Source organism: Ruegeria sp. AJ12, from assembly GCF_056536245.1.
In genome coordinates this window covers 2,437,500-2,460,436 of sequence record NZ_JBQFJJ010000001.1, presented here as the reverse complement: position 1 = coordinate 2,460,436, position 22,937 = coordinate 2,437,500, and the positions used below count along the sequence as shown (strand labels likewise).

Annotated in this window: 21 protein-coding genes, 2 pseudogenes and 1 riboswitch; of the genes and pseudogenes, 7 read left to right on the top strand and 16 right to left on the bottom strand. The window is 59.1% G+C overall.

The window, feature by feature from the left end; translation table 11 throughout:
• Positions 1-148: 148 nt before the first annotated feature.
• From ACR3E0_RS12405 to ACR3E0_RS12390, 4 genes are all read right to left on the bottom strand, one after another.
• Positions 149-754 carry an inner membrane-spanning protein YciB gene (locus tag ACR3E0_RS12405; protein WP_480479127.1) on the bottom strand — a complete coding sequence of 202 codons (606 nt, stop codon included), beginning with the start codon at positions 752-754 and terminating at the stop codon, positions 149-151.
• A gap of 16 nt (positions 755-770) precedes the next feature.
• Positions 771-1,673 (bottom strand): EamA family transporter, encoded by a 903-nt coding sequence (locus ACR3E0_RS12400; RefSeq protein ID WP_480479126.1) that lies wholly within the window; start codon positions 1,671-1,673, stop codon positions 771-773.
• 91 nt (positions 1,674-1,764) lie between these two features.
• The gene (gene ftsY / locus ACR3E0_RS12395; RefSeq protein ID WP_480479125.1) at positions 1,765-2,904 is read right to left on the bottom strand and encodes a signal recognition particle-docking protein FtsY; all 1,140 of its coding nucleotides are present in this window, start codon (positions 2,902-2,904) and stop codon (positions 1,765-1,767) included.
• A 58-nt stretch (positions 2,905-2,962) separates the two neighbouring features.
• Positions 2,963-3,601 carry a lysoplasmalogenase gene (locus tag ACR3E0_RS12390; RefSeq protein ID WP_480479124.1) on the bottom strand — a complete coding sequence of 213 codons (639 nt, stop codon included), beginning with the start codon at positions 3,599-3,601 and terminating at the stop codon, positions 2,963-2,965.
• Positions 3,602-3,756: 155 nt separating this feature from the next.
• Between ACR3E0_RS12390 and ACR3E0_RS12385 the strand changes: the two genes are divergently transcribed.
• A complete protein-coding gene (locus ACR3E0_RS12385) occupies positions 3,757-4,152 on the top strand; it encodes a hypothetical protein (RefSeq protein WP_480479123.1) in 396 nt (131 codons plus the stop codon).
• A 9-nt stretch (positions 4,153-4,161) separates the two neighbouring features.
• Here ACR3E0_RS12385 and ACR3E0_RS12380 read toward each other — a convergent pair whose 3' ends face one another.
• From ACR3E0_RS12380 to xseA, 3 genes and pseudogenes are all read right to left on the bottom strand, one after another.
• Positions 4,162-4,413, bottom strand: coding sequence for a glutathione binding-like protein (locus tag ACR3E0_RS12380; protein ID WP_480479122.1), 252 nt, complete (start codon positions 4,411-4,413; stop codon positions 4,162-4,164).
• A 45-nt stretch (positions 4,414-4,458) separates the two neighbouring features.
• Positions 4,459-4,734: pseudogene (locus tag ACR3E0_RS12375) on the bottom strand (glutathione S-transferase family protein); the annotation flags it as partial.
• Between the two features lie 72 nt (positions 4,735-4,806).
• Positions 4,807-6,294 carry an exodeoxyribonuclease VII large subunit gene (gene xseA, locus ACR3E0_RS12370; protein WP_480479121.1) on the bottom strand — a complete coding sequence of 496 codons (1,488 nt, stop codon included), beginning with the start codon at positions 6,292-6,294 and terminating at the stop codon, positions 4,807-4,809.
• A 74-nt stretch (positions 6,295-6,368) separates the two neighbouring features.
• On the opposite strand from xseA, the gene purD reads away from it, so the two are divergent.
• On the top strand, positions 6,369-7,631 hold the full coding sequence (gene purD / locus ACR3E0_RS12365) for a phosphoribosylamine--glycine ligase (RefSeq protein WP_480479120.1): 1,263 nt from the start codon (positions 6,369-6,371) through the stop codon (positions 7,629-7,631).
• Positions 7,632-7,721: 90 nt separating this feature from the next.
• Here purD and ACR3E0_RS12360 read toward each other — a convergent pair whose 3' ends face one another.
• Complete coding sequence (locus ACR3E0_RS12360; RefSeq protein ID WP_480479119.1) at positions 7,722-8,501, bottom strand: FG-GAP repeat domain-containing protein; 780 nt, start codon at positions 8,499-8,501, stop codon at positions 7,722-7,724.
• Positions 8,501-8,824 (bottom strand): 2Fe-2S iron-sulfur cluster-binding protein, encoded by a 324-nt coding sequence (locus ACR3E0_RS12355; protein ID WP_480479118.1) that lies wholly within the window; start codon positions 8,822-8,824, stop codon positions 8,501-8,503. The genes ACR3E0_RS12360 and ACR3E0_RS12355 overlap by 1 nt, the downstream gene beginning before the upstream one ends.
• Positions 8,825-8,951: 127 nt before the next feature.
• Here ACR3E0_RS12355 and ACR3E0_RS12350 point away from each other — a divergent pair, with 127 nt between their 5' ends.
• The gene (locus tag ACR3E0_RS12350) at positions 8,952-9,323 is read left to right on the top strand and encodes an OB-fold nucleic acid binding domain-containing protein (protein ID WP_480479117.1); all 372 of its coding nucleotides are present in this window, start codon (positions 8,952-8,954) and stop codon (positions 9,321-9,323) included.
• 135 nt (positions 9,324-9,458) lie between these two features.
• Positions 9,459-9,809: pseudogene (locus ACR3E0_RS12345) on the top strand (transposase); the annotation flags it as partial.
• Positions 9,810-9,850: 41 nt separating this feature from the next.
• Here the strand turns inward: ACR3E0_RS12345 and ACR3E0_RS12340 are convergent.
• The 5 genes from ACR3E0_RS12340 to ACR3E0_RS12320 all read right to left on the bottom strand — a co-directional run bounded on the left by ACR3E0_RS12340 (position 9,851) and on the right by ACR3E0_RS12320 (position 17,289).
• On the bottom strand, positions 9,851-11,326 hold the full coding sequence (locus tag ACR3E0_RS12340) for an aldehyde dehydrogenase (RefSeq protein ID WP_480479116.1): 1,476 nt from the start codon (positions 11,324-11,326) through the stop codon (positions 9,851-9,853).
• 40 nt (positions 11,327-11,366) lie between these two features.
• Positions 11,367-13,058 (bottom strand): choline dehydrogenase, encoded by a 1,692-nt coding sequence (gene betA / locus ACR3E0_RS12335; RefSeq protein ID WP_480479115.1) that lies wholly within the window; start codon positions 13,056-13,058, stop codon positions 11,367-11,369.
• Positions 13,059-13,123: 65 nt separating this feature from the next.
• Positions 13,124-15,106, bottom strand: a complete 1,983-nt coding sequence (locus tag ACR3E0_RS12330; RefSeq protein WP_480479114.1) for an ABC transporter permease — start codon at positions 15,104-15,106, stop codon at positions 13,124-13,126.
• A 10-nt stretch (positions 15,107-15,116) separates the two neighbouring features.
• Complete coding sequence (locus tag ACR3E0_RS12325) at positions 15,117-16,148, bottom strand: quaternary amine ABC transporter ATP-binding protein (RefSeq protein WP_480479113.1); 1,032 nt, start codon at positions 16,146-16,148, stop codon at positions 15,117-15,119.
• A gap of 169 nt (positions 16,149-16,317) precedes the next feature.
• Positions 16,318-17,289, bottom strand: a complete 972-nt coding sequence (locus ACR3E0_RS12320; RefSeq protein WP_480479112.1) for an ABC transporter substrate-binding protein — start codon at positions 17,287-17,289, stop codon at positions 16,318-16,320.
• 215 nt (positions 17,290-17,504) lie between these two features.
• Here ACR3E0_RS12320 and ACR3E0_RS12315 point away from each other — a divergent pair, with 215 nt between their 5' ends.
• The gene (locus ACR3E0_RS12315; protein WP_480479111.1) at positions 17,505-18,326 is read left to right on the top strand and encodes a helix-turn-helix transcriptional regulator; all 822 of its coding nucleotides are present in this window, start codon (positions 17,505-17,507) and stop codon (positions 18,324-18,326) included.
• A 92-nt stretch (positions 18,327-18,418) separates the two neighbouring features.
• On the opposite strand, the gene ACR3E0_RS12310 is transcribed toward ACR3E0_RS12315, so the two are convergent.
• Both ACR3E0_RS12310 and ACR3E0_RS12305 read right to left on the bottom strand, forming a co-directional pair.
• Positions 18,419-19,108 (bottom strand): glutathione S-transferase N-terminal domain-containing protein, encoded by a 690-nt coding sequence (locus ACR3E0_RS12310; RefSeq protein WP_480479110.1) that lies wholly within the window; start codon positions 19,106-19,108, stop codon positions 18,419-18,421.
• Positions 19,109-19,131: 23 nt separating this feature from the next.
• The gene (locus ACR3E0_RS12305) at positions 19,132-20,067 is read right to left on the bottom strand and encodes an alpha/beta fold hydrolase (protein ID WP_480479109.1); all 936 of its coding nucleotides are present in this window, start codon (positions 20,065-20,067) and stop codon (positions 19,132-19,134) included.
• 136 nt (positions 20,068-20,203) lie between these two features.
• Positions 20,204-20,281: riboswitch (SAM riboswitch) on the top strand.
• A gap of 63 nt (positions 20,282-20,344) precedes the next feature.
• Here ACR3E0_RS12305 and metZ point away from each other — a divergent pair.
• Positions 20,345-21,535 (top strand): O-succinylhomoserine sulfhydrylase, encoded by a 1,191-nt coding sequence (gene metZ / locus ACR3E0_RS12300; RefSeq protein WP_480479108.1) that lies wholly within the window; start codon positions 20,345-20,347, stop codon positions 21,533-21,535.
• A 282-nt stretch (positions 21,536-21,817) separates the two neighbouring features.
• Positions 21,818-22,921: a GTP cyclohydrolase FolE2 gene (gene folE2 / locus ACR3E0_RS12295; protein WP_480479107.1), complete on the top strand. Its 1,104-nt coding sequence runs from the start codon at positions 21,818-21,820 to the stop codon at positions 22,919-22,921.
• Positions 22,922-22,937: the final 16 nt, after the last annotated feature.

Below are 22,937 nucleotides of genomic sequence, written 5' to 3'. Positions count from 1 at the left end.
TCCAGATGGAAATGGTGAGTGGTGTCCTAATTTTTCACAGGTTTAGCGCTAAGCCAAGGTTTTTGTCGGAAATCCCGTTTTGCTGCATTTTGACCAGCGCCCGAGGCCAGTTTGCGCGAACCGTCCGATACAGCCTCGGATGACGTGCCTACTGGCTGTCCGGATCGTCCATGTAACTCTGCAACAGATTGAACTGCAGCATCAGGAACACCATCAGGGCGATGGGAAAGCCGAATGTTTCGATCTTGACCCAAAGATCGGTGGACAGGCTTCGCCAGACCACTTCGTTGGCCACCGCCAGAACGGCAAAGCAGCCGCACAGGCGCCGTGTCAGGATCATCCAGCCCTCGTGGCGCATGGGCAGCAACTCATCCAGCACATAGGCCAGATAGGATTTGCCCTGCAGCAGGCCGATCCCGAGAATGAGTGAGAAGAACCCGTAAACAAGCGTGGTTTTCATCTTGAAGAACCGCTCATCGTTGAACCAGGCCGTCAGCCCGCCGAAAAAGATGACCATGATGGCGGTGAAGATTTGCATCCGGCTGAGCTTGCCGGTCAGGTACCACAGGATCGCCATTGCACCCAGCATCAGCGGAACAAAGATGATCGTCGCTACAATAAATCCGGAATACTCGGTGGCACCGAATTGAAAGCTGTCATCCCGCAGGCGCAGATAGATGAAGAAGAACGCCAGCGGCGGGCCCAGTTCCAGCACCTGTTTCAGAAACGGGTTGATCTCTTTCTTGCCTGTCATGATTCCATCCTGCCGCTTACCCGCCCATTTCAACTATTACAGCGCCGAGTGCAATCAATGCCATCAGGGCAATGCGTCTGGGGCCCACGGTTTCCTTGAGGACCAGCCAACCGATCAGGGCGGCGAACACGGTCGAGGTTTCCCTCAGAACGGCGGCTTCGCCCACCTTGTCGAGCCGGGTGGCCAGCATGATCGCACCGAAGGATAGTGGCGCGACGATCCCTCCGGCAAATCCGCGGAGCATCAACGGACCGATGGCAGGCCGGTGGATCATGGCGCGCCATCTCAGGAACGCGTAGATCGGCATTGCGACCCCATCGATCATGAAAAACCAGGCCAGGAAAGTGAAAGGGTCCGCCGTCGCCCGAATGCCATAGGCGTCATAGGTGGTGTAGAGTGCCACGAACAAACCGGTTGTGACGGCGAGGACAAGCGCAATGCGCAGCGTGTCCCGATCGGTTTCCAGAAACCGCAGATTGTATGCCGCCAGTCCGAAAATACCGGCCAGCAACACGGCGACACCGAACCACTGCACCCCGGAAAACACTTCTCCGAACAGCAGATAGGCTCCGATCACGGTGAACAGCGGCCCGGTCCCGCGCACAACCGGGTAGACCACGGTGTAGGACCCTTTGGTATAGGCCATGGCCTGCAGGGTTTTGTACGCGATATGGATCAGCCAGACGGTCGCAAAAATTGGCCACATGTAGGGTTCGGGCCAGGGAACCACAAAAAGCGCAAAAGGCGCTGCCATAAGACAGTAGCTGGCATCGATTGCCCCGCGCGACAGCCAGGGATCGTGGCGGCCTTTTTGCAGCGCGCCAAAGATGGCGTGCAGGAAGGCCGCCATCAGCGCGAGCCCCAACGCCAGAGTGTGTCCCGCTTCGGTGCCTTCTAGGGAGATCAGCCAGTCGCTCAATCCGTAGGGCCTTTTTGCTGGGTGGAGCGGGTGGGGGGCTGTCTGCCCCCCACACCCCCCGAAGGTATTTTTGGCCAGATGAAGGTTCGGATCAGGCCTCAAGCCCGGTGAGAGCGGCGGCGAACTCCTCGGGGTCAAAAGGCGCGAGATCGTCGATCTGTTCCCCGACGCCGATGGCATGAATCGGCAGGCCGAATTTGTCTGCCAGCGCCACAAGAACGCCGCCTTTGGCAGTACCGTCGAGCTTTGTCATCACCAACCCCGACACGTCCGCCAGATTGCGGAAGGTTTCGACCTGGCTGAGCGCGTTCTGACCGGTGGTGGCGTCCAGCACCAGCAGGGTATTGTGCGGGGCGGTTTCGTCGACCTTGCGGATGACGCGGACGATTTTGGCCAGTTCTTCCATCAGGTCGGCGCGGTTTTGCAGGCGGCCGGCGGTGTCGATCATCAACAGGTCCGCGCCGTCTTCCTGTGCTTTGGTCAGCGCATCGAAGGCAAGAGATGCGGGATCCGACCCTTCCGGCGCGGTAAGGACTGGAACTCCGGCGCGCTCTCCCCAGACATGCAACTGTTCAACAGCAGCGGCGCGGAACGTGTCTCCGGCGGCGATGACGACCTGTTTTCCGGCCGCTTTGAACTGGCTGGCCAGCTTTCCGATCGTGGTGGTCTTGCCCGACCCGTTGACGCCAACGACCAGAACCACCTGCGGGCGTTTGGGATAGAGGGGCATCGGTTTGGCGACAGGGTCCATCACGCGGGCCACTTCCTGTGCCAGCAACTGTTTGATTTCTCGGGTCGAGAGCTTTCGGCCATACCGCCCTTCGGCCATGTTGGCGGTTACGCGCAGGGCCGTGTCGACCCCCATGTCCGAGGCGATCAGCAGCTCTTCGAGCTGTTCCAGCATGTCATCGTCCAGCGTTCGGCGGACTTCGGTCCGCGTGTCGCCACGGCCAAGCAGACGGCCCAGCAATCCTTTGGATTCAGGAACCTCGGGCGGTGGCGGGGCGGGTACCGGATCAGCGGGTTCGGGCGTGGGTGTTTCGACCGGTTGCGGGACGGGTGCAGGCTGCGGAACCTCGGGAACCGGCTGCGGCTCGGGTTCTGGATCGGGGATAACGGGATCGGGTGCGGTGGATTCCTCGCCGCCATCCTCGACGATAGCCTCAAGCCCCTGTTCAAGGCGTGACGAGGATTTGAACAGCCGGTCCTTCAGCTTTGAGAAAAACGCCATTTTCAGTCTCCGCAGGTGTTCAACTCACCTAATGCGGATTGGCGGCAGTTGCAAAGGGTCACGAAAAGGCGATCAGGAAACCCGCCTGCGCACCCCAATAGAGCGGCCAGACAAGGTATGGGGTGAGCTTGAGGGCCGGATGTCCTGCAGGCAGCAGAAATTTTTCGGTCGCCAGGATCAGGTCCGAGGCGATGAAGGCAATGGCCGCGGGCAGGGCCCATCGCAGTGCGCCGGTATCCGGAACGGCAAGAACCGTGACGCCCATACCAAGGATAATCGGGATGTACCCCAGCACGGGCCTCTTCAGTTCACCAGCACGGGGTGCCAGCAGGGTTGCCATGACAATGCCCAGAATGGCCAGTGACCACACAATGGCTGGCGAAACCAGGATCAGGCTCACGTCGCTCAGGGGAAAGGTCAGGAACAGCCCGATATAAGCGAGGTGCCCGGCGGCAAAGGCTCCGATACCGGCCATGAATGTGGCGTCAGTCTCTCTCGAGAGCAGCGCGTCGCCAATTGCGCACAGGGTCAGGGCCACAATCAGCAACCAGGGCGCTGATTGGGCGATGGCAATCAAGGCCAGCGCCGCGACAGAGGCCGTTTTCAGCACCGACCGCAAAGCGCCAGCGGGGCGCGCAGTCAGCGGCAGGTAGGCCAGGGCACAGGCCAGCGCTGCCCAAAATACCAAAACCGTCATGTCGGCCCTCTGTTGTTGCTGCGGATTACCCGGTTGGAGCCATGTCACTCCGGCAGCGGATATGACACAAGCCGTGACGTTGAGTTACCCTGATCGGGACCTGTCCAGGCAAAGGTTCAATGGAAGAAGGGTACTGTATCTGACAGAATGCAGCCATGCTCAGATACCTGATGATTCTTGTGACCTTTTCGGCGCAGACCGTAGCCGCGCAGCCGCCATTGTCCGCCACGGAATTCGATGACTATACGCGTGGCAAAACCCTGTTCTATGGCTTTGAAGGCCAGATATACGGGGTCGAACGATACCTGCCCAATCGCCGGGTCATCTGGTCCTTTCTGGATGGCGATTGCAAGGAAGGCATCTGGTACCAGCGCGAAGAACAGATCTGTTTTGTCTACGAAGACCGACTGGACCCGCAATGCTGGGTCTTTACCCGGTCCGGCGGCGGGCTGATTGCGCAATTCGAGGGCGATCCCCAGGCCACCGAACTGTATGAGGCCGATGATCTGGGTGAGGAAATGGTCTGTTACGGGCCAGATGTCGGGGTCTGATGGCGCGGGTCAGATCGCCCTGAGTTCGTCATACCTGATCATGACATGGTCCCGAAAAGCGGGTCGTTCACAGAGCGCGTTGTAGTATTGGCGCAGATACGGAAATGGCGTGCGCTGGATTTCAATGTCGTAGTATCGAAACAGGACATGCCCGAACTGGATATCGGCAAGACTCAATGAGGGACCGGCGATATAGGCGTTATTGGCGAGTGTGGTTTCGGCGATCTCAAGCTTTTGTTCCAGAGTTTTCACAGCGCCCAAGATGGCAACCGGGTCCTGTTCGGCAGGTGGTGTGCGAACAACGCGCTAGAACACAGGGCCGGTGAAAGCCATTGCGACGTTCAGTTTCGCCCATTGCGCCCATTTGTCCACCTCGGACCGTTGGACAGGGTCGCTCGGCCAAAAGCAATCATCGCCATACCGGGCCGCGAGATAGCGGAGGATGGAACTGGTTTCCCATAGGGGTGCGTTAGTGCCGTCCTGCAGCACCGGGATGGTTCCGTTTGGATTAAGATTGCGGAACTCTTCTGTATCAAGTCCACCGAAATGATGACCCACGTCAATGCGCCGATAGGTGAGGCCAAGCTCTACAACACACTACATTAACGCTTGGACGTTGGATGACGTTTTGCGACCCCAGATTGTCAGCATGGGTTAGAACAGCGACCCCTGATCGGGCGCGGGTGGTTTTGGCGGTTTCTTCGATTTGGGCGCGCCGCCCGGACCGGTGCTGAGTTTGCCGTCTGCGAACTCGATCTCGAGAGCGCTGTGCTTTTCCGCATCCGCCTTGCGGGTCAGAACCTGCTCTCCGGCGCGGACGACGGCGTAACCCCTGTCCAGCGTCGCGCGGTAGCTGAGCGTTTCGCGCAGGCGGTCGGTGCTTTCGAGCTGCTGGCGCAGGCGATCCAGCCGCGTGGTCTGAGCCGAATTGAGCCGGTCTGTCAGGCGGTCCAGTGTCTCGCGACGCGCATCGAGTTCGCGTTGAATTGGGCGCAACGACAGGCGCGAGGACAGGTTTCGCCAGCGATCGCGGCGTGTTTCGACCACGCCGCGCAGCGTCGACGGGCGCAGGTGTGCAGACATATCCAGCAACCTGACCCGACGGGTTTGTACACCCCGGATCAATGCGTTTGGCAGCCGTTCCGAGATCTGATCCAACCGTTGGCGCGGGCTGTCCAACAGCGTCTCTGCTCGCGGCAACGCGCGTGACAGATCACGCAGCCGCTGAGAACGTCTTTGCACGCCGTCGGTGGTGGCCCGCGACAGGCGGGCACCCTGTTCACCGGTCCAGGCGAGCAGTTCCATGCGCACCGGCACGGCCAGTTCAGCGGCAGCGGTGGGTGTCGGTGCGCGGCGGTCCGAGACAAAATCGATCAGGGTTGTGTCTGTCTCATGCCCGACAGCCGAAATCAGCGGAATCTCCGAGGCGGCGGCGGCGCGTGTGACACTTTCTTCGTTAAAGCCCCAGAGGTCTTCGATCGACCCACCCCCGCGTGCGACTATGATCAGGTCCGGTCGGGGCAGGGCGCCTCCGGAAGTGAACTGGTTGAACCCTTTGATGGCGTTTGTGACCTCGGGCGCGCAGTTTGATCCCTGTACGGCGACGGGCCAGATCAGAACCTTGCGGGGAAAGCGGTCCCGCAAACGATGCAGGATGTCCCGGATCACCGCGCCAGAGGGTGAGGTGACAACGCCGATGACCTGCGGCAGGTAGGGCAAGGGTTTCTTGCGTTCCGGCGCGAACAGCCCCTCGGCCTCAAGCTGCTTCTTGCGTTTTTCCAGCAGTGCCATCAGCGCGCCTTGCCCGGCAACCGCAACCTCATCGACGTTCAAATTGTATTTCGACTGCGCCCCAAAGGCGGTCAGTCGACCGGTGACGACGACCTCCAACCCTTCTTCCGGGACAACCGACAATCCCGATATCTGGCCCTTCCACGTGGTGCAGGCCAGCACGTTCCGGTCGTCCTTGATGTCATAATACAGGTGCCCGGACCGCGCCTTGAACACCCGACCGACCTCGCCGCGCACGCGGATTCGCCCGAACGCGCCTTCCAGCGTGCGCTTCACCTCGCCCGAGATGTCCGAAACGGTGTATTCGGGGGTGTTCTGGCCCGGGATCGGGTCGTCAAGCAGGTCGGACATTTCAGCGCCTTGTGTCAAATGCTCGCCCAGCTTAGAACGCGCGCAAGGCAAGGCCAAGCAGATCGGAGCGTTTCATGAATATCCTTATTCTCGGCAGCGGTGGACGCGAGCACAGCCTGGCCTGGGCGGTCCTGCAAAACCCCAAATGTGACCGTCTGATCGTGGCGCCGGGCAATGCCGGGATCGAACAGATTGCCGATTGCGCCGCGTTGGATATCGAAAACGGGGGCGCGGTCGTCAGCTTTGCCGAGGAAAACGCGATTGATTTTGTGATTGTCGGCCCCGAAGCGCCTTTGGCCGCAGGCGTGGCGGATCGCCTGCGCGAAGCGGGGGTTCTGGTTTTTGGCCCTTCCGCCAAGGCGGCGCAGTTGGAGGCGTCCAAGAGTTTCACCAAGGAAATCTGCGATGCGTCGGGTGCGCCTACAGCCGCCTATGCCCGGTTTACCGAAGCCGAGCCGGCCAAGGCGTATATTCGGGAGCAGGGGGCGCCGATTGTGGTGAAGGCCGATGGTCTGGCCGCAGGCAAAGGCGTGATCGTCGCCATGGACGAACAAACCGCGCTGGACGCAATCGACGACATGTTCGGAGGCGCTTTTGGCGGTGCCGGGGCCGAGGTTGTGATCGAGGAGTTCATGGAGGGCGAGGAAGCCTCGTTGTTTGTCCTGTGTGATGGCGAGGACATCCTGTCGATCGGAACCGCACAGGACCACAAGCGCGTGGGAGAGGGCGACACCGGGCTGAACACCGGTGGTATGGGGGCCTATTCCCCCGCACCCGTTCTGGACGCGGAAATCGAAACACGAGCGCTTGATGACATCGTGCGCCCGACGATGGCGGAGATGAAACGGCGCGGCATGCCGTTTCAGGGCGTCCTGTATGCAGGCTTGATGATCAAGGACGGGCAACCGCGACTTGTGGAATACAATGTGCGGTTTGGCGATCCGGAGTGTCAGGTTCTGATGATGCGCCTTGGTGCCCAGGCGATGGATCTGATGCACGCAGCGGCTGAGGGTCGCTTGGGCGAAACGCAGGTGAACTGGGCGGATGATCACGCGATGACCGTGGTGATGGCCGCAAAAGGGTATCCGGGCTCATATGAAAAAGGAACGCGGATCAGGGGATTGGACAGCGCTCCTGAAGACAGCGGCAACATGGTGTTCCATGCCGGCACCAAGGCAGTGAACGGTCAGATCACAGCTGCGGGTGGACGTGTACTGAATGTGACGGCGCGCGGCGAGACGCTGCAGGAGGCGCGTGACAGGGTCTATGCCATGGTTGACGGGATCGATTGGCCGGATGGGTTCTATCGGCGCGATATCGGCTGGCGGGCCCTCTGACCGCAAGCCTCCCGCGCCCGGTCGCTGCATCAAAGATGCAACGCCAACGGCCTTGGGCCGGGCAGCCCGCCGCTGCGGGCTTCATTGGCGTCAACCCGAGCAGGTCAAGTACCGTTCCAAGGCCGCTTTTGTGAAAGGTCCCAGGTCCGTCTGCACCCAGCCGTCCGCATATTGCACACGCACGATGTTGCGCCAGTTCGCGTCGGCGAGGATGAGGTCCGGACCCGATCCGCAGTCCCTGAGACCGCCCGTTATGAAATCCTCTCCGATCCGGTGATTGGTCAGGCCGGGCAGGGTGGCGATTTCGGTCAGCATCCCGTCCTCAAACCGCCAGATCCGCAGGGTTTTGGCCAGATGAGGACGGTCTACATAGGCGATCTCGATGTGCCCGTCCCCGTCCAGATCCGCCGCTCCGACTGGGGCAAGCCAGCGGAAGCGGGTTCCGATATGCGGCGTGGCGGTGATCTTTTGCCCCAGCGCGTCATAAACGGCCAGTTGAGCGCCCGTGTCCTTCTGGGCCTCGACCACGATGACTTCGGGTGATCCGTCCAGATCCAGATCGACCAAACGGGGCGCCAGATCTTCGAAAACGCGATCCGTGGGCAGGCGGATAGTCACGACAGCGGACTCGCGCTCAGTGCTGCCGGAAGATGATCGGCTCACCGTGAGTTCCAGCGCGCCATATTCGATATTGTCCCCGAGAACGCCATGGGCATAGCGCGTGGTGGGCTCGGTAAAACGTGCCGAGGTGAGGGTGTCGGCCATGGCCACCGGGACCGACCCGGCCAGCCAGAAGCTCAACAGCAACCGCGCGCCGCGGGCCAGGTGGTGCCAGGGGCCTGCGGTTTGGCGCGGCGCCTTGGATATCATCAGATTTGTTTTTCCGGCATCTGTACCACCAGCCCGTCCAGATCGTCGGTGACCTTGATCTGGCAGGTCAGGCGCGAGCGCGCCGGGTCGGGCTCGTAGGCAAAGTCCAGCATGTCCTCTTCCATGTCATCCTTGGCCGGGATTTTTTCGACCCAGTCGGGGTGGACATAGACATGGCAGGTCGAGCAGGCGCAGGCACCGCCGCAATCGGCTTCGATGCCGGGAATGTTGTTGTCACGGGCCCCTTCCATGACGGTCAGGCCGTTGGCGACGTCGACCGTGTGTTCGGTACCGCCATGCTCGACATAGGTGATCTTTGCCATTGCGTGCGTCTTCCTTTTGCGATGTTCGAATTCTTCCTTAGTCAAGGCATTTAGGTCTTTCCAGCCTCATTTGCGACTCATCTCGACGCCTCTGGACTTTCCCTGCTTTTGTTCTATTTTTGTTCTCATGCTTATTGCTCCTGTTCGTCCTGTCGTTCCAACCCGGGACTGGCCGCCCCCGCCCGCCTGTCTGCCCGCCAGCCAACTGGAGGCCCCGCCGGAGGGTGCGCTTGTGACGGTGGCCGGGCTGGTGATCCTGCGGCAGAGGCCGGGGACGGCCAAGGGCGTGATCTTTGTCACGCTCGAGGATGAGACCGGCGTGGTGAACGTGGTGGTGTGGCGCATGATCTACGAACGCTTCCGCCGCGCGGTGATCTCGGGGCGGCTGTTGCGCGTGACGGGTCGGATGCAGCGTGCGCATTCGGTAACGCATGTGATCGCCGAAGAGATCGAGGATATCTCAGACATGCTGGATTTGCTGGTGCGGGGGGAAGGCTAGGTCTGCTTTGCGGATAGTCCGGTAAAAATCTCGCCCTTGACCGAGTGGTAAACAACTTATTCAGCTCCCCCACGGGTGGGAGGGTTGATTGATGATGGGGTCGAAGCAGGAAGCACGGACGCCGCTATTCTCTGCGCCCGCCTGGCGAAGGCCTATCGTCATACCGGGTGTCCTTCGGTTGTTCTCGTGCTTCTGATCCGGATGCTGCTGGCCGGGCATTGCTCCGGCACCCGGTTGGAGCGGCGTTTGTGCGAGGAGGTGTACCTGAACCTGACGTATCGTTGGTTTTGCCGCCTGAATCTGAGTGATTAAGTGCCAAATCACGCGACCTTTTCCAAGAACCGCAAAGGTCGCTTCCGCAAGACTGAGCTCTTGCGGTATTTGTCTAAAACGACAGTGGCACGGTGCATTGCCGAGGGTTTGCTCAGCCGCTTGCGTCTGGCGGTCGATGCCAGCCTGATCGAAGCAGATACCAATAAACAAAACCCCAGCAGGCATTTTGAAACAGAAGTATAGATCGTGAAATACTATCCGGTCAGATCGATCCAGATTGTCTTGCGTTCGGTGTATTGATCATGTGCTTCAACTCCATTGTCGCGACCGCCGAAACCCGAATGCTTGAAGCCTCCGAATGGAGTACTGATATCACCCTCCGCATAGGCGTTTACTGACACGGTACCGGCGTTCAACCGGCGCGCGAAGCTATGGGCCTTGGCCACATCAGCTGTATAAAGCGAGGCAGCCAAGCCGTAGTCCGAATTATTGGCCAACTCGATGGCATGTTCGTCGCTGCCCGCGCGAGTGACCGTCAGAACCGGGCCGAAAATCTCGGTCTGAAAGATCGTCATATCTTCGGACACATCGGCAAAGATCGTTGGTTTGACATGTAAGCCGTCGTGGTCGTCGCCCCCACACATCAGCCGCGCGCCCTCATCAATGCCTTTGCGGATCAGGCCGACGACCTTGTCCCGGTGTTCCGCCGTGACAAGTGGGCCAATCCTGACGCCGGGGTCAAGCGGGTCACCGATTTGCCACTCGGTCGCATTGGCCACCAGTTTCGCCAGTAGGTCGTCATAGATATCCGTGTGGGCAATCACACGGCTGTTGGCGGTACAGTTTTCGCCCATGTTCCAAAAGATAGCATTGGCCTGCAGTTCTGCGATGCGATCCAGATCGCGGGCGTCCTGCAGCACAACAGCGGCGCTTTTACCGCCCATCTCCAGGCAGACTTCTTTGAGGTTGCTCTGCGCAGATTGCATCAGGAACAGCTTGCCCACCTCGGTGGAGCCGGTGAAGGTCAGTGCATCCACATCCATATGCGCACCGAGGGCCGCACCGGCCGTTGGCCCCATGCCCGGCACGACGTTCAGCACGCCCGGCGGGACACCCGCCTCAAGCGCCAGTTCGCCGAGGCGCAAGGCGGTCAGGCTGGTTTGTTCGGCGGGCTTTACGATCACCGAATTGCCGGTGGCCAGCGCCGGGCCGATCTTCCAGGCCATCATCAGCAGCGGAAAGTTCCATGGCAGGACCGCAGCAACAACTCCGACAGGTTCGCGCACGATCAGGCCGACCGCCGAAGCATCGCTCGGGGCGATCTGGTCAAAAAGCTTGTCCTGCATTTCACCATGCCAGACGATGCACCGCGCCGTTTCCGGCACGTCGACCTCAAGACAATCCGAGACCGGCTTGCCGGCATCCATGCTTTCGAGAATAGCCAGATCTTCCAGATTCTCCTCGATCAGCGCTCCCAGCTTTTGCAGGACCTTCTTGCGTTCTTCAGGGTGCAGGCCCGACCAGACACCAGCGGTAAATGCGCGCCGGGCAGAGGCAACCGCCGCGTCAACATCGGCACTTTCGCAGGCAGCCACCTGTGCAATGACCTCACCCGTTGCAGGGTTGACGGTGTCAAATCGCTCGCCCGAGAACGCATCTCGAAACACGCCGTCAATCAGGGCCTGGGTTGGAAAGCGAAGGGTTTTCGCGGTGTCGTGATAAGTGTTCATACTGTCTCCGGTTATCTTTTCATTTCGCGACATTGGCTGGTCAGAGCATCGGGCGCACGGCTGTGCCGACACGCTGCTTGGTTTCCCAATCGGGGGCGACATAGGCCGGAGCGTTCGAACGCGGCAGCGGGTCGCGCCCGCGGACGATATCGGCGGCTTTCTCGGCCAGCATGATGGTCGGGGCGTTGGTGTTGCCGTTGATCACCGTCGGGAAAATCGACGCGTCGATGATCCGCAGGCTTTCGATCCCCCGCACACGGCAGTCTGGATCGACAACTGCCATCGGATCGTCATTGGCTCCGATTTTGCAGGTGCAGGTCGGATGATACGCCGTCTCGACATTCGCCCGTACCCAGGCGTCGATCTCATCATCGGTCTGCACATCCTCGCCCGGATCAATCTCGCGATGGCGGTATTTGTCGAAGGCAGGCTGCATGCCGATCTCGCGCGACAGTTTGAAGGCAGTGCGGTAGTCGATGATATCCTCTTCGTCCTGGAAGTGGTTCATGACGATCTCGGGGCTTTGCAACGGGTCCTGTGATCTGGCCCGGACCCAGCCACGGCTCTTCAACCGGTTGATGCCAAAGTGGATCTGATAACCATGCGGCCCGGCCGTTCCTTTGCCGTCATAGCGAATAACGGCGGGCAGGAAGTGGAACTGAACATTCGGCCATTTCATCCCCGCGCGGGTGCGGATGAATCCTGTGGATTCAAAATGATTGGTGGCCCCCAGCCCGTTCTTGAGGAAGTACCACCGGGCGCCGATCAGGAATTTGGAGATCGGCCCCAGATGCCGGTTGAGCGACACAGGTTCTTTGGTTTCATAAGCGATCACGGACTCCAGGTGGTCCTGAAGATTTTCGCCCACACCCGGCAGGTCGTGCAGCACTTCAACACCGGCATTTTGCACAACGTGGGCAGGTCCGATGCCGGACATCTGCATAATGTGCGGCGAACCGATCGCACCGGCAGACAGGATCACCTCGCGCCGCGCGTGCACGGTCTTCATGCGGTTGTCTTGCTTGTATTCAACGCCGACTGCTTTTTTGCCCTCAAGCAGAACCCGGTGGGTGACCGCATGGGTCAGAACCGTCAGATTGCGACGGCGCATGGCCGGTTTCAGATAGGCGTTGGCCGTACTCCACCGCACCCCGCCCTTGACGGTCATATCCATCTTGGACATGCCTTCCTGCCGGTAGCCATTATAGTCATCGGTGACGCCGTAGCCCGCCTGCTCACCTGCCTCGATAAAGGCACGGTAGAGCGGGTTTTTCATCTTGTTGCCGTTACATGTGTTGAGCGGCCCGCTGCCGCCGCGATAGGCGTCTTCGCCATAGTCACAGCTTTCGGCCTTCCTGAAATACGGCAGGCAATCCTGATAGGACCAGCCCTTGGCACCCTGTTCTTCCCACCAGTCAAAATCGCAGGCGTTGCCACGCACGTAGATCATTCCGTTGATCGAGGACGACCCTCCCAACCCCTTGCCCCGGGACACGTCAACAAGGCGACCGTCGATGCCTTTTTCAGGTTCCGAGGTGAACCCCCAGTTGAATCGCGGCATGCTCATCGGAATAGACAGCGCGGTCGGCATCTGCACATAGATGCTGTCGTCCTTTCCGCCCGCCTCGATCAGCAGCACGGTGGTGCTGGAATCCTCGGTCAACCGGTTCGCCAGGACACAGCCGGCCGAACCTGCGCCAACAATGATGTAATCAAACGTTTCCGGGTTCATGGTCTTTCCCTCTTTCTTGGTCTTTGACGCGCCTCTGTGCGTTGCATTGCAGATGACGCGGTCGTTTAGGATCGGTGGCCCTGTCGCATCCGGGAGGATGCAGCCGAGGCAAATCGGTCTGAGATGATGGCGATGAAGGCGATGGACAGCCCGGCAACCAGCCCCATGCCGGTGTCGGCCTTTTGCAGGGCGGCGAAGACCTCCTGACCCAGATCGCGGGTACCGACCAGGGCGGTTACGACCAGCATCGACAAGGCCAGCATGATGGTCTGATTGATGCCCAGCATGATCTCGGGCATGGCCAGCGGCAGCTTGACCTTTCTGAGCAGTTGCCAGTTGGTACAGCCGGAGATCTTGCCCGCTTCGATCAGCAGCGGATCGACATTTGCGACCCCATGCAGGGCGTATCGAATAGCGGGAGCCAGCGCATAAAGAACAACCGCGATCATCGCCGAGAAATCCCCGGACTGGAAAAGCATGACGACCGGTATCAAGTAGACGAAGCTTGGTAAGGTCTGGAGCGTATCGGCAAACCCAAGCAGCAGCTTTCCAAGGCGGTCATACTCGGCACCCAGAACGCCCAGGGGGATGCCGATCACAGTGGCAATCAAGGCCGAGAAACCACACAGATAGACGGTAACCATCGCCTTTTCCCAAAGGCCGACCAGCAGGATGAAACCCAGCATTCCCAGACACAGCACCGCAAACGGCAGCCCCCTGAGCCAGTAGGCCAGACCTGCAATCACCGTAACGACCCAAATCCAGGGAAGCTGAACAAGAAAAGTCTTGAGCGGCAGCATGAAATTGAGCAGCAGAAAGTACTTCACCGTCTCAAAGACATCATAGTATTCGGTCGTGGCGTGGATGACGAACGCATCCAAACTGTCAGCCGCGGACACTTGCAGACCAGAAGGAAAGCTGTGCGTCAGATCGGACACCAGCCCTGCGGCATATGTCACGGCGACGACCAGAGAACACAGAAGCACCCGTGCATGACGCCAGAGGAACGGACGCGGGTGATCCTCGTGGACGTTGGTCTTGCGGGTCGCGATGGCATGGCTCAGCCGGTCCAGTACAATCGCCAGCACCACAATTGCCAGCCCGGCCTCAAGACCACCGCCGATGTCCAGCCGGCGCAAAGCGAGAAGCACGTCGTACCCCAGACCGCCCGCGCCAATCATCGATGCGATGATCACCATGTTCAGCGACAGCATGATCACTTGATTCAGGCCCACCATCAGCGTCGGTTTGGCGCAGGGAACCAGAACCTTGAACAGATACTGACGCTCGGAACAGCCGACCATACGCCCGAAGTCCTTGATTTCATCTGGCACGGACCGGAGCGCCAGGATCGTGGCGCGGACCATCGGCGGCGTGGCGTAGATCATTGTCGCCAGCATGGCCGACACAGGGCCAAAGCCGAGAAGAAAGAGAACCGGAACCAGATAGGCAAAGGTCGGGATGGTCTGCATCAGGTCCAGGAGCGGCGAGATTGCCTTTCCGATCACCACCCATTTGTGGGCGGCAATACCGATCAACAGGCCGACCGCCGCACCCAACGGTACCGCAACCAGAATAGAAGACAGCGTTGTCATCGCACTGTCCCATTGCTGGAACACCAGCAGATAGAGAAACCCGGCGCCTGACAACAGCGCCAGCTTCCACCCGCCGGCATAGTGTCCGAGCGCGACCACAATCGTCAGGACCGCGATCCAGCTGAGCGGCGGAACCACCTGAACGGCAAAGCTGCCCTGACCCTGTGTGATACCATCGGAAATCACGGCTGCGACGATATCCAATGGCAACTCCATGGCGGCAGCCAGAAACCTGAATGCCTCGCGCACGGAGATCGGGCCGAAAGTGGCTTCACCAATCAACCAGTCCATGAAGCCATTAATGATTTCGCTGAGGGGAACGACCGGCGTGTCCGGGTAGTCGGCAAGCCAGGTCAGGCCGACCGAAGCGGCAATGGACGTGCCACTGACGGCCAGCAGGGCGGCAACACCCCCTGCTATGGCGAGGAAGGCGGCCCTCCGCGGATCTTGCAAAGTGACCACCTTATGTTTCCCCGCGTCCAATGAGAACGTCGATGATTTTCTGGCGGTTGATCGCTCCAACGATGATATCGTCCTGATCCCGAACGGCGACATTGCCAGCAGACCGTTCGACCTTGTCGGCAACATCCGCGATGGTATCCGCGAAACGGACCGAGTCATCGTACCGGGCCGCCGGATCGGGCTTGGACATCAAGTGCCCGATGGTAACGACCTTGGCGCGTACCACATGCTCGGTGAATTTGCGGACGTAGTCATTCACCGGAGCCACGACCAGATCCTCCGGCGTTCCCACCTGAACGACCTGACCATCCTTCATGATGGCCACCCTGTCGGCCAATCGAATGGCCTCCTCGAAATCGTGGGTGATGAAGACGATGGTTTTGTGCAGCATCTTCTGAAGACGCAGAAACTCATCCTGCATCTCTCGCCGGATCAAGGGATCAAGGGCGCTGAAAGGTTCATCCAGAAACCACAGCTTTGGTTCCACGGCAAGGCTGCGGGCGATTCCCACGCGCTGTTGCTGACCGCCGGACAGTTCTCCCGGATAATACGATTCGCGCCCACCCAATCCCACCAGGTTGACCACGTCCAACGCCCGTCTGCGGCGCTCGGATCTCGGTACGCCCTGGATTTCCAGCGGGAAGGCGACGTTGTCCAGCACCGTCAAATGTGGCAGCAAGGCAAAGTGCTGAAACACCATGCCCATCTCATGACGGCGGATGTCGATCAGGTCTTTGCGGCTGGCAGACAGAAGGTCTTGTCCGTCGTAAAGCAGGCCGCCACCTGTCGGCTCGACGAGGCGCGACATCAGGCGCACGAGGGTCGATTTCCCAGAACCCGACAGCCCCATTACGATCAGGATTTCGCCCTCATAAACCTCCAGATCAACGCCGCGCACGGCTGCCACGAGATTATGGTCTCGGATCTGTCCCTGGGTCAGCGTTCCACCCAACTCTTGAAACAGACGTTCCGCATTGGGACCGTACAGCTTCCACAGGTTGTGACATGATAGTTTTGGCTGAGAGTTATCCATCCCGCTGCCTTCTGTTTTACCGGGTGTTCCATCACGTCGACCCCCGCCAGGCGCAGCGCCAGGCATGAGACGGACAATTGGAAGTCACTGAAAGGGGTTAAAGCGTGCGCTGGCCGAGCATTGCGTTGACATCAGACCGGAGGGATATCCGGTCTGAGCTGTGGCAGGATCACCAAGTCATCCAGGAAGATTGGTTGGCCTCCAGCCACTCGGCGACGACGGCATCCAGATCCTCTCCATCCAGGTCAACCTTTCCGATGAGTTCGGCCATTTCATCATTGGAGATATTGAAGCCCTGGATCATCTGGTGCGCTTCGGGCCATTTCTCCTCGACACCGCTCCAGGCCAGTTTCCAGACACCGCCCCTCGGCTTGCCGCAATCATAGGCCAAGTCGGGATTAATGCCCCAGCCCGGATCTGTGTAGCAGGCCTCTTCATGAGGCGGGAACTCGACGAACTTGCCATCATATTTCGATGGCACCCAATGCGGAGCCCAGGCCCAAAGCACGATTGGTGCCTTGCGGCGATAGGCGGAATCGAGTTCTGCAAACATGGTCCCATCCGACCCCGCATGCACCACCTCGAACTCAAGGCCAAGCGCCTTGACGCGCTCTTCGTCAAAGCCGCCCCAGCCCGGAGGCGCACCCAGATACCGCCCTTTTGGTGCCGTCTCAGGAGTGGAAAAGGCCTCAGGGCAGCCCAGCAGAGCCTCCCAATTTGGCAGGCCCGGGCAGGTTTCTTCCATGTAGCTGGGATACCACCATTCCTCGATCGCCTTCATACCGGTTTCGCCCATGTTTTCGACATTGCCGGTCGCAACCGCTTCGGCGATCAGATCGCGGGACGTAGTTTCCCATATCTCCATCGCGACATGCAGATCACCTGTCTTCAGGCCGGCAAACTGCGCGGTGTAATCGGCCTGCACAAATTCCACATTGTACCCGTGATGGGCCAGCACGCCGCCCATGATCTTGGTGCTGATCAACTGACCCGTCCAATCGTTGAGGGTCATCTTAATGGGGTCCTCGGCGTCGGCGGCCAAAGCCGATCCAGTTGTCAGTGCGCAGGCACCGACAAAAACCATTGCCTTAAAGGCCTGGCGATAAGAGACCCGCGCATGGTCATTGTGGGAGTTGGTCATTTTCACCTCCTGGTTGCGAGGCACGTCACAGCCTTGTCTCATGTGCGACAGTTGATCCCGCAACACGATGGGCTATGCCCCCTATTTTTGTATTTTTGTTGTTCTATTTTGATTCTAGGACTAGTTCTTCCTTCCTTTAACCTTCAAAAGAAAGGGCCGGGTGTATAGACCACCGTTGCTCTAGACCTTAAGTACTACTCAAAAAGGAGGTATTCATGGAGAACACGGAGCCACCGCTCGTCCGAGCAGGTCCACTCAAGGCGTTGCGGCCATGGCATCTCGCTTTATCCCGCACAATTGCCAGCCTCATGGACGCGGAATTCGAAACCAGACTGTATGAAACGCTTGGTACAGTCATCAAATTTGATTTTGGCGTGATCTGGGCCTACCAGAAAAAGACTTTGCCTGTTTGCCTGTTCGACAGTTTCGATCAGGCAAAACGCCAGATTTTGGTCGATCAGTATGTGCTTGGATCCTATCTTCTGGATCCTTTTTACCAAGCATGCCAGGACGGCATCGAACCCGGGCCGTATCGTATCAGAGATCTGCTTGAGGTCAGAATGGGCCACTCAGAATACTACAAGACATATTACAAACACGCCCAACTTTCCGACGAAGCCTGTTTTGTACTCTACCCGAGTTCCGGTGTCGGTGTGGTGATTTCCTTGATGAGGGATATTGCAAATCCAACCTATACAAATGCCGATTTCAGAACCCTTGTTGAAATCAACCCCATTATTCAGCAACTGGGCTGTCAGCGTTGGAATGACGTGGTGGGGCGTTTCGATCACGTCCAAAAGAATGACATGGGTGCAGAGGATGTTGAGAACATCATGGACACGTTCCTGAGTGACCAACTGACACCCAGAGAAAGCGAGGTGGTTTCGCTGATACTCAAGGGCCATTCTTCAAATGCTGTTGCGGAACACCTTGGCTTGTCGGTGGCGACGGTCAAAACCTATCGAAGAAGCATCTACGCCAAGCTCCGAATATCTTCTCAGGGTGAGCTATTCGCCAAGTTTCTTCAGGCAATCTGAATGTCTCAGAAGTCGAGGTAAATGTACAAAGCTGACCTCAGTAAACTTCACCACATCGGTTGTGACGGGCTCAAAGCGGCTACTGACCGATATCACCGCTTGAACAAAACCCCCTGCGCCTGCTTGCTTTGATGATCATCGCGCAGTTCGGCGTACAGGGCGCGACCGGCCCGTACGCCCGGGCGGGCACTGACAGTGTCCAGCCAGCGCACGAAGTGGGGTTTATCGTCTAACACCTGTTGCTGACCTTCCCACAGGCTGGCCCAGCCCCAAATCGACATATCGGCGATGGAATAGAAATCACCCGCAACGTATTCATTCTCGGCCAGCCGCCGATCCAGAACCCCATAAAGCCGCCCAACCTCGGCGCGGTAGCGGTCTTTCGCATAAGGCAGGTCCTGCGGTGGGTCCATTCGGGGCGCGTATTTCAGGAAATGATGCGCCTGACCGGCCATGGGACCCACGCCGCCCATCTGCCACATCAGCCATTCTTCGACCGCAACACGATCCCGCTCGGTTTTGCCATAGAACCGACCGGTCTTGCGGGCCAGATACATCAGGATCGCGCCGCTCTCAAAGACCGAGATCGGTGCGCCGTCCGGTCCGTCAGGATCGACAATCGCGGGCATCCGGTTGTTCGGTGAAATCTTGAGAAACGCGGGGTCGAACTGGTCGCCTTTGCCGATATTGATCAGGTGCGTGGTGTAAGGCAGCTCCATCTCTTCCAGTGCGATGGATGCTTTCCAGCCGTTGGGTGTGGGCCAGAAATACAGATCGATCATGATGCCTCCTCAGGTTGGGCAGATCATGAGGCTTTCTGGGCAAACGGCAAGAGTTGTTGCGGACGGGGCAGCGCAAAAAGCCGTGACCAGCGGCGCGGCGATTGTGCGGGCAACCCCCTGCGAAGGGTGGCCAGACACAGGTCCTCCGGGTTGCGCAGCAGCGCGTTGTAGACGCGCAGCATGCCGGGGCGGGTGTAGCTGGACCAATGACACACCCGGCGCTGCGGCGCGGCCACCGGAAAAATCAGGTTGGACAGGTGATCGAGTGTCGCGGGGCAGTCGATCTGAAGGGTCACGGCATTTGCGGCCTGCAACCCGTTGCCGATGCTGAGGTCGCCTTTCTCAGCCGGCTGGATCAGCCACTCATATATGAAGTCAAACAGGTCGTTCTCGCGACTGGTGATATTGATGAACTCGGCTTGTTCGCCTGCGGGCGATGTCAGGGCCTGCAACGTTCGGGTGTGATAGGCGGCACCCGTCATCGAGATGATTCGGTTCAACGATCCCGGGGAGATGTGGTGCAGCGCCTCCAGTGCCAATTCGGTCCCCATGGAATGCCCGATGAAATGGATCGGCCGGTCGGGGGTCAACCGCCGCAGGTCGTTGATGATTTCGGCGAGGACCCGTCCGGCGGCAACGGATCGGCGATGTGCGGACCAGAGCGGCCCGCGCGCGTCCCAGCCAAACGCGATGGCCAGTCCTTCATCTTCGAACCCTGCGCCAAAGCCCAGTTGTTGCGGCCAGCTTGGGCTGTACCACGGCATTGCCCCCGGTTGCAGCGACAGGATGTGGCGGTGTGGGCAGGCGTGGTTGTCATTTGGGCGGTACTTGTAGCCATGGGTCATGATAACGACCGGGCCCTGGGTGTCGCGCGCCTGCTGCAAGGCGCTTAGAACCGGGCGGCGACTGCGGTGCAGTTCGGCGCGACCGTCGAGAGCGTTGATCCTGATTATTGGCATTGGCTGTGCCTCACACAAGATGTTGTGGTGCCGCTTTGTCATAACGCTATGACGCTTCGATGAACGGACGGTTACAGAACCGTGACGATGCACCTGTCGGGCTTGACCTGTTTGCAAGCGCGGCGTAAGGGCAACATCTGAACCACGTGGCGATTTGTTACCGGATTGCGGGCCACGCTAAATACCACCGCTAAAAGGTCAGGATGAAAGACCCCTTTCGCTTGGCCGCGTCTGGGGTTTTTTGTTTGCCTCTTGATCAGGGGCTGAAAGGATCGACATGAGCAAGAGCTGGAACAAGCGCACCCAAGCCGTGCATGGCGGCATCCGCCGCAGCCAATACAACGAGGTCAGCGAGGCGATCTTTCTGACGCAGGGCTTCGTTTATGACAGTGCCGAACAGGCCGAGGCGCGGTTTCTGGAATGCGGCCCGGATGAGTTCATCTATGCCCGCTACGGCAACCCTACCGTTTCCATGTTCGAACAGCGCGTTGCTGCGCTGGAAGGGGGCGAGGACGCGTTTGCAACCGCATCGGGTATGGCCGCTGTCAACGGCGCTCTGACCTCGATGTTCAAGGCGGGGGATCACGTTGTTTCGGCCAAGGCGCTGTTCGGGTCCTGTCTGTATATCCTTGAAACCGTTCTGACCCGTTTTGGGGTCGAAGTGACATTTGTCGACGGCACCGATCTGGCCCAGTGGGAGGCCGCGATCCGACCCGATACCAAGGCGGTGTTCTTCGAATCCATGTCAAACCCGACGCTTGAAGTGATTGATATCAGCGCCGTGTCCAGGCTGGCCCATGCCGTAGGTGCGGTTGTGATTGTGGATAACGTCTTCTCGACCCCGGTGTTTTCACGGGCCATCGAGCAAGGGGCGGATGTTGTCGTTTATTCGGCGACCAAACATATCGACGGGCAGGGGCGCGCGCTGGGGGGCGTGATCATCGGAACGCAGGAGTTTATCCGCGGCACGGTTGAACCCTATATGAAGCACACAGGTGGCGCATTGAGCCCGTTCAGCGCCTGGATCATGCTCAAGGGTCTGGAAACCATGGCGCTGCGCGTCAATGCCCAGGCCGAAACTGCCCAGATCATCGCCGAAGCGCTGGAAGGACATCCGGCATTGGAGCGTACGCTGTACCCGGGCCTGAAAACCCATGCGCAGAACACGCTGGTGCAATCTCAACTGGGCGGCAAGGGCGGTACGGTGCTGTCACTGGATATCAAAGGCGGCAAGGACGCGGCGTTTGCCTTTCTGAACGCACTGACCATTCCCGTGATCTCCAACAACCTTGGTGACGCCAAATCCATCGCAACCCACCCAGCCACGACAACGCACCAGCGACTCAGCGAGGATCAAAAAGATGAACTGGGGATCACGCCCGGTCTGATTCGTCTGTCGGTGGGTTTGGAGGAGGCCGGCGATCTCCTTGCTGATCTACGGCAGGCGTTGGACGCATCACAGACGTGACCGGAAGGCGTGGTGCGTTGACGCCGTCTTCTAGACAGGGCTTTTAGCCCAGCCCCAAACACGTTTGGCGCTGCTCTGATTGCGACGACATACCCCGTCGGACCCTAAAATTAGGCAATTGAATGCCACTTGTAGCGCCTCGCAGGCCGTATTCCCTTGAAAAATGACGGTTTTGTTCTGCCGTTTTCGATCCGGACTGCTATGTTACGCGTATAGGTCTAGACTGGAATATGATCCGCAGTCGTTTATATTTGTCGACGTCCAACCAAGGAACCCCAGCCAATGAACGTTCACCCGCGCGACATTGACGAAACCCCTGACCGTGAAAAAGCCGCTGCCGCTCTCAAGACTCTGAGGGATTGGGCGCAATCGGCGTCCGCGTCCGAGATCAGCCAGTTGGACCCGGCGGTTGCGCGTCTGGTGCCCGGGCTCGCGCCGGTGAATTACCCGTCGCTGTCTCGCGACTACCCTGAAGAATTTAGTGTAGATGCCGCGTACAGGGCGTCACTGCCCGATCTGCAAAATGGACCCTCCAGTCTGATCCGTGGGGCGAAGCAGCAGATCCAGCATGTAGGTATCTCGAACTTCCGCCTGCCGATCCGGTTTCATCGCAAAGAGGGCGACGACCTGACGCTGGAAACATCGGTGACGGGCACGGTCAGCCTTGATGCGGAAAAGAAGGGCATCAACATGTCGCGGATCATGCGGTCGTTCTACAAGCACGCAGAACGCACCTTCAGCTTTGAAGTCATCGAAGCCGCGCTGAGCGACTATATGGCCGATCTGGACAGTTTCGATGCCCGTATCCAGATGCGCTTTTCCTATCCCGACAAGGTGCAAAGCCTGCGTTCGGGTCTGGAAGGGTATCAGTATTACGACATCGCGCTGGAACTGGTCGAACAAAACGGTGTGCGCCAGAAGATCATGCATCTGGACTATGTGTATTCGTCGACATGTCCGTGTTCGCTTGAACTGAGCGAACACGCACGCTCGATGCGCGGACAGCTGGCGACCCCGCATTCGCAGCGTTCGGTGGCCCGGATATCGGTTGTTGTGGATTGCGACGCCGATTGCCTGTGGTTCGAGGATCTGATCGGCCTGTGCCGCCGTGCGGTGCCGACGGAAACCCAGGTGATGGTGAAACGCGAGGATGAGCAGGCGTTTGCCGAGTTGAATGCGTCCAACCCGATTTTTGTCGAGGATGCTGCCCGCCTGTTCTGCGCCGAATTGCTGGCCGACCACCATGTGGGTGATTTTCGTGTGATCGCCAGCCATCAGGAGAGCCTGCACAGCCACGATGCGGTGTCGATCCTGACGGAAGGCCCAACCTTTGAAACCACAAGCCTGGATCCGCGCCTGTTCACAACGCTGTTTCACGTCGGTTGAGTTACAAAAATGTCTA

Bases quoted from the DNA above. Each gene is read 5' to 3' on its own strand.
- ACR3E0_RS12405 (WP_480479127.1), bottom strand. From the start codon at position 754: ATGACAGGCAAGAAAGAGATCAACCCGTTTCTGAAACAGGTGCTGGAA.
- ftsY (WP_480479125.1), bottom strand. From the start codon at position 2,904: ATGGCGTTTTTCTCAAAGCTGAAGGACCGGCTGTTCAAATCCTCGTCA.
- ACR3E0_RS12390 (WP_480479124.1), bottom strand. From the start codon at position 3,601: ATGACGGTTTTGGTATTTTGGGCAGCGCTGGCCTGTGCCCTGGCCTAC.
- ACR3E0_RS12385 (WP_480479123.1), top strand. From the start codon at position 3,757: ATGCTCAGATACCTGATGATTCTTGTGACCTTTTCGGCGCAGACCGTA.
- xseA (WP_480479121.1), bottom strand. From the start codon at position 6,294: ATGTCCGACCTGCTTGACGACCCGATCCCGGGCCAGAACACCCCCGAA.
- purD (WP_480479120.1), top strand. From the start codon at position 6,369: ATGAATATCCTTATTCTCGGCAGCGGTGGACGCGAGCACAGCCTGGCC.
- ACR3E0_RS12360 (WP_480479119.1), bottom strand. From the start codon at position 8,501: ATGATATCCAAGGCGCCGCGCCAAACCGCAGGCCCCTGGCACCACCTG.
- ACR3E0_RS12355 (WP_480479118.1), bottom strand. From the start codon at position 8,824: ATGGCAAAGATCACCTATGTCGAGCATGGCGGTACCGAACACACGGTC.
- ACR3E0_RS12350 (WP_480479117.1), top strand. From the start codon at position 8,952: ATGCTTATTGCTCCTGTTCGTCCTGTCGTTCCAACCCGGGACTGGCCG.
- ACR3E0_RS12340 (WP_480479116.1), bottom strand. From the start codon at position 11,326: ATGAACACTTATCACGACACCGCGAAAACCCTTCGCTTTCCAACCCAG.
- betA (WP_480479115.1), bottom strand. From the start codon at position 13,058: ATGAACCCGGAAACGTTTGATTACATCATTGTTGGCGCAGGTTCGGCC.
- ACR3E0_RS12325 (WP_480479113.1), bottom strand. From the start codon at position 16,148: ATGGATAACTCTCAGCCAAAACTATCATGTCACAACCTGTGGAAGCTG.
- ACR3E0_RS12320 (WP_480479112.1), bottom strand. From the start codon at position 17,289: ATGACCAACTCCCACAATGACCATGCGCGGGTCTCTTATCGCCAGGCC.
- ACR3E0_RS12315 (WP_480479111.1), top strand. From the start codon at position 17,505: ATGGAGAACACGGAGCCACCGCTCGTCCGAGCAGGTCCACTCAAGGCG.
- ACR3E0_RS12310 (WP_480479110.1), bottom strand. From the start codon at position 19,108: ATGATCGATCTGTATTTCTGGCCCACACCCAACGGCTGGAAAGCATCC.
- ACR3E0_RS12305 (WP_480479109.1), bottom strand. From the start codon at position 20,067: ATGCCAATAATCAGGATCAACGCTCTCGACGGTCGCGCCGAACTGCAC.
- metZ (WP_480479108.1), top strand. From the start codon at position 20,345: ATGAGCAAGAGCTGGAACAAGCGCACCCAAGCCGTGCATGGCGGCATC.
- folE2 (WP_480479107.1), top strand. From the start codon at position 21,818: ATGAACGTTCACCCGCGCGACATTGACGAAACCCCTGACCGTGAAAAA.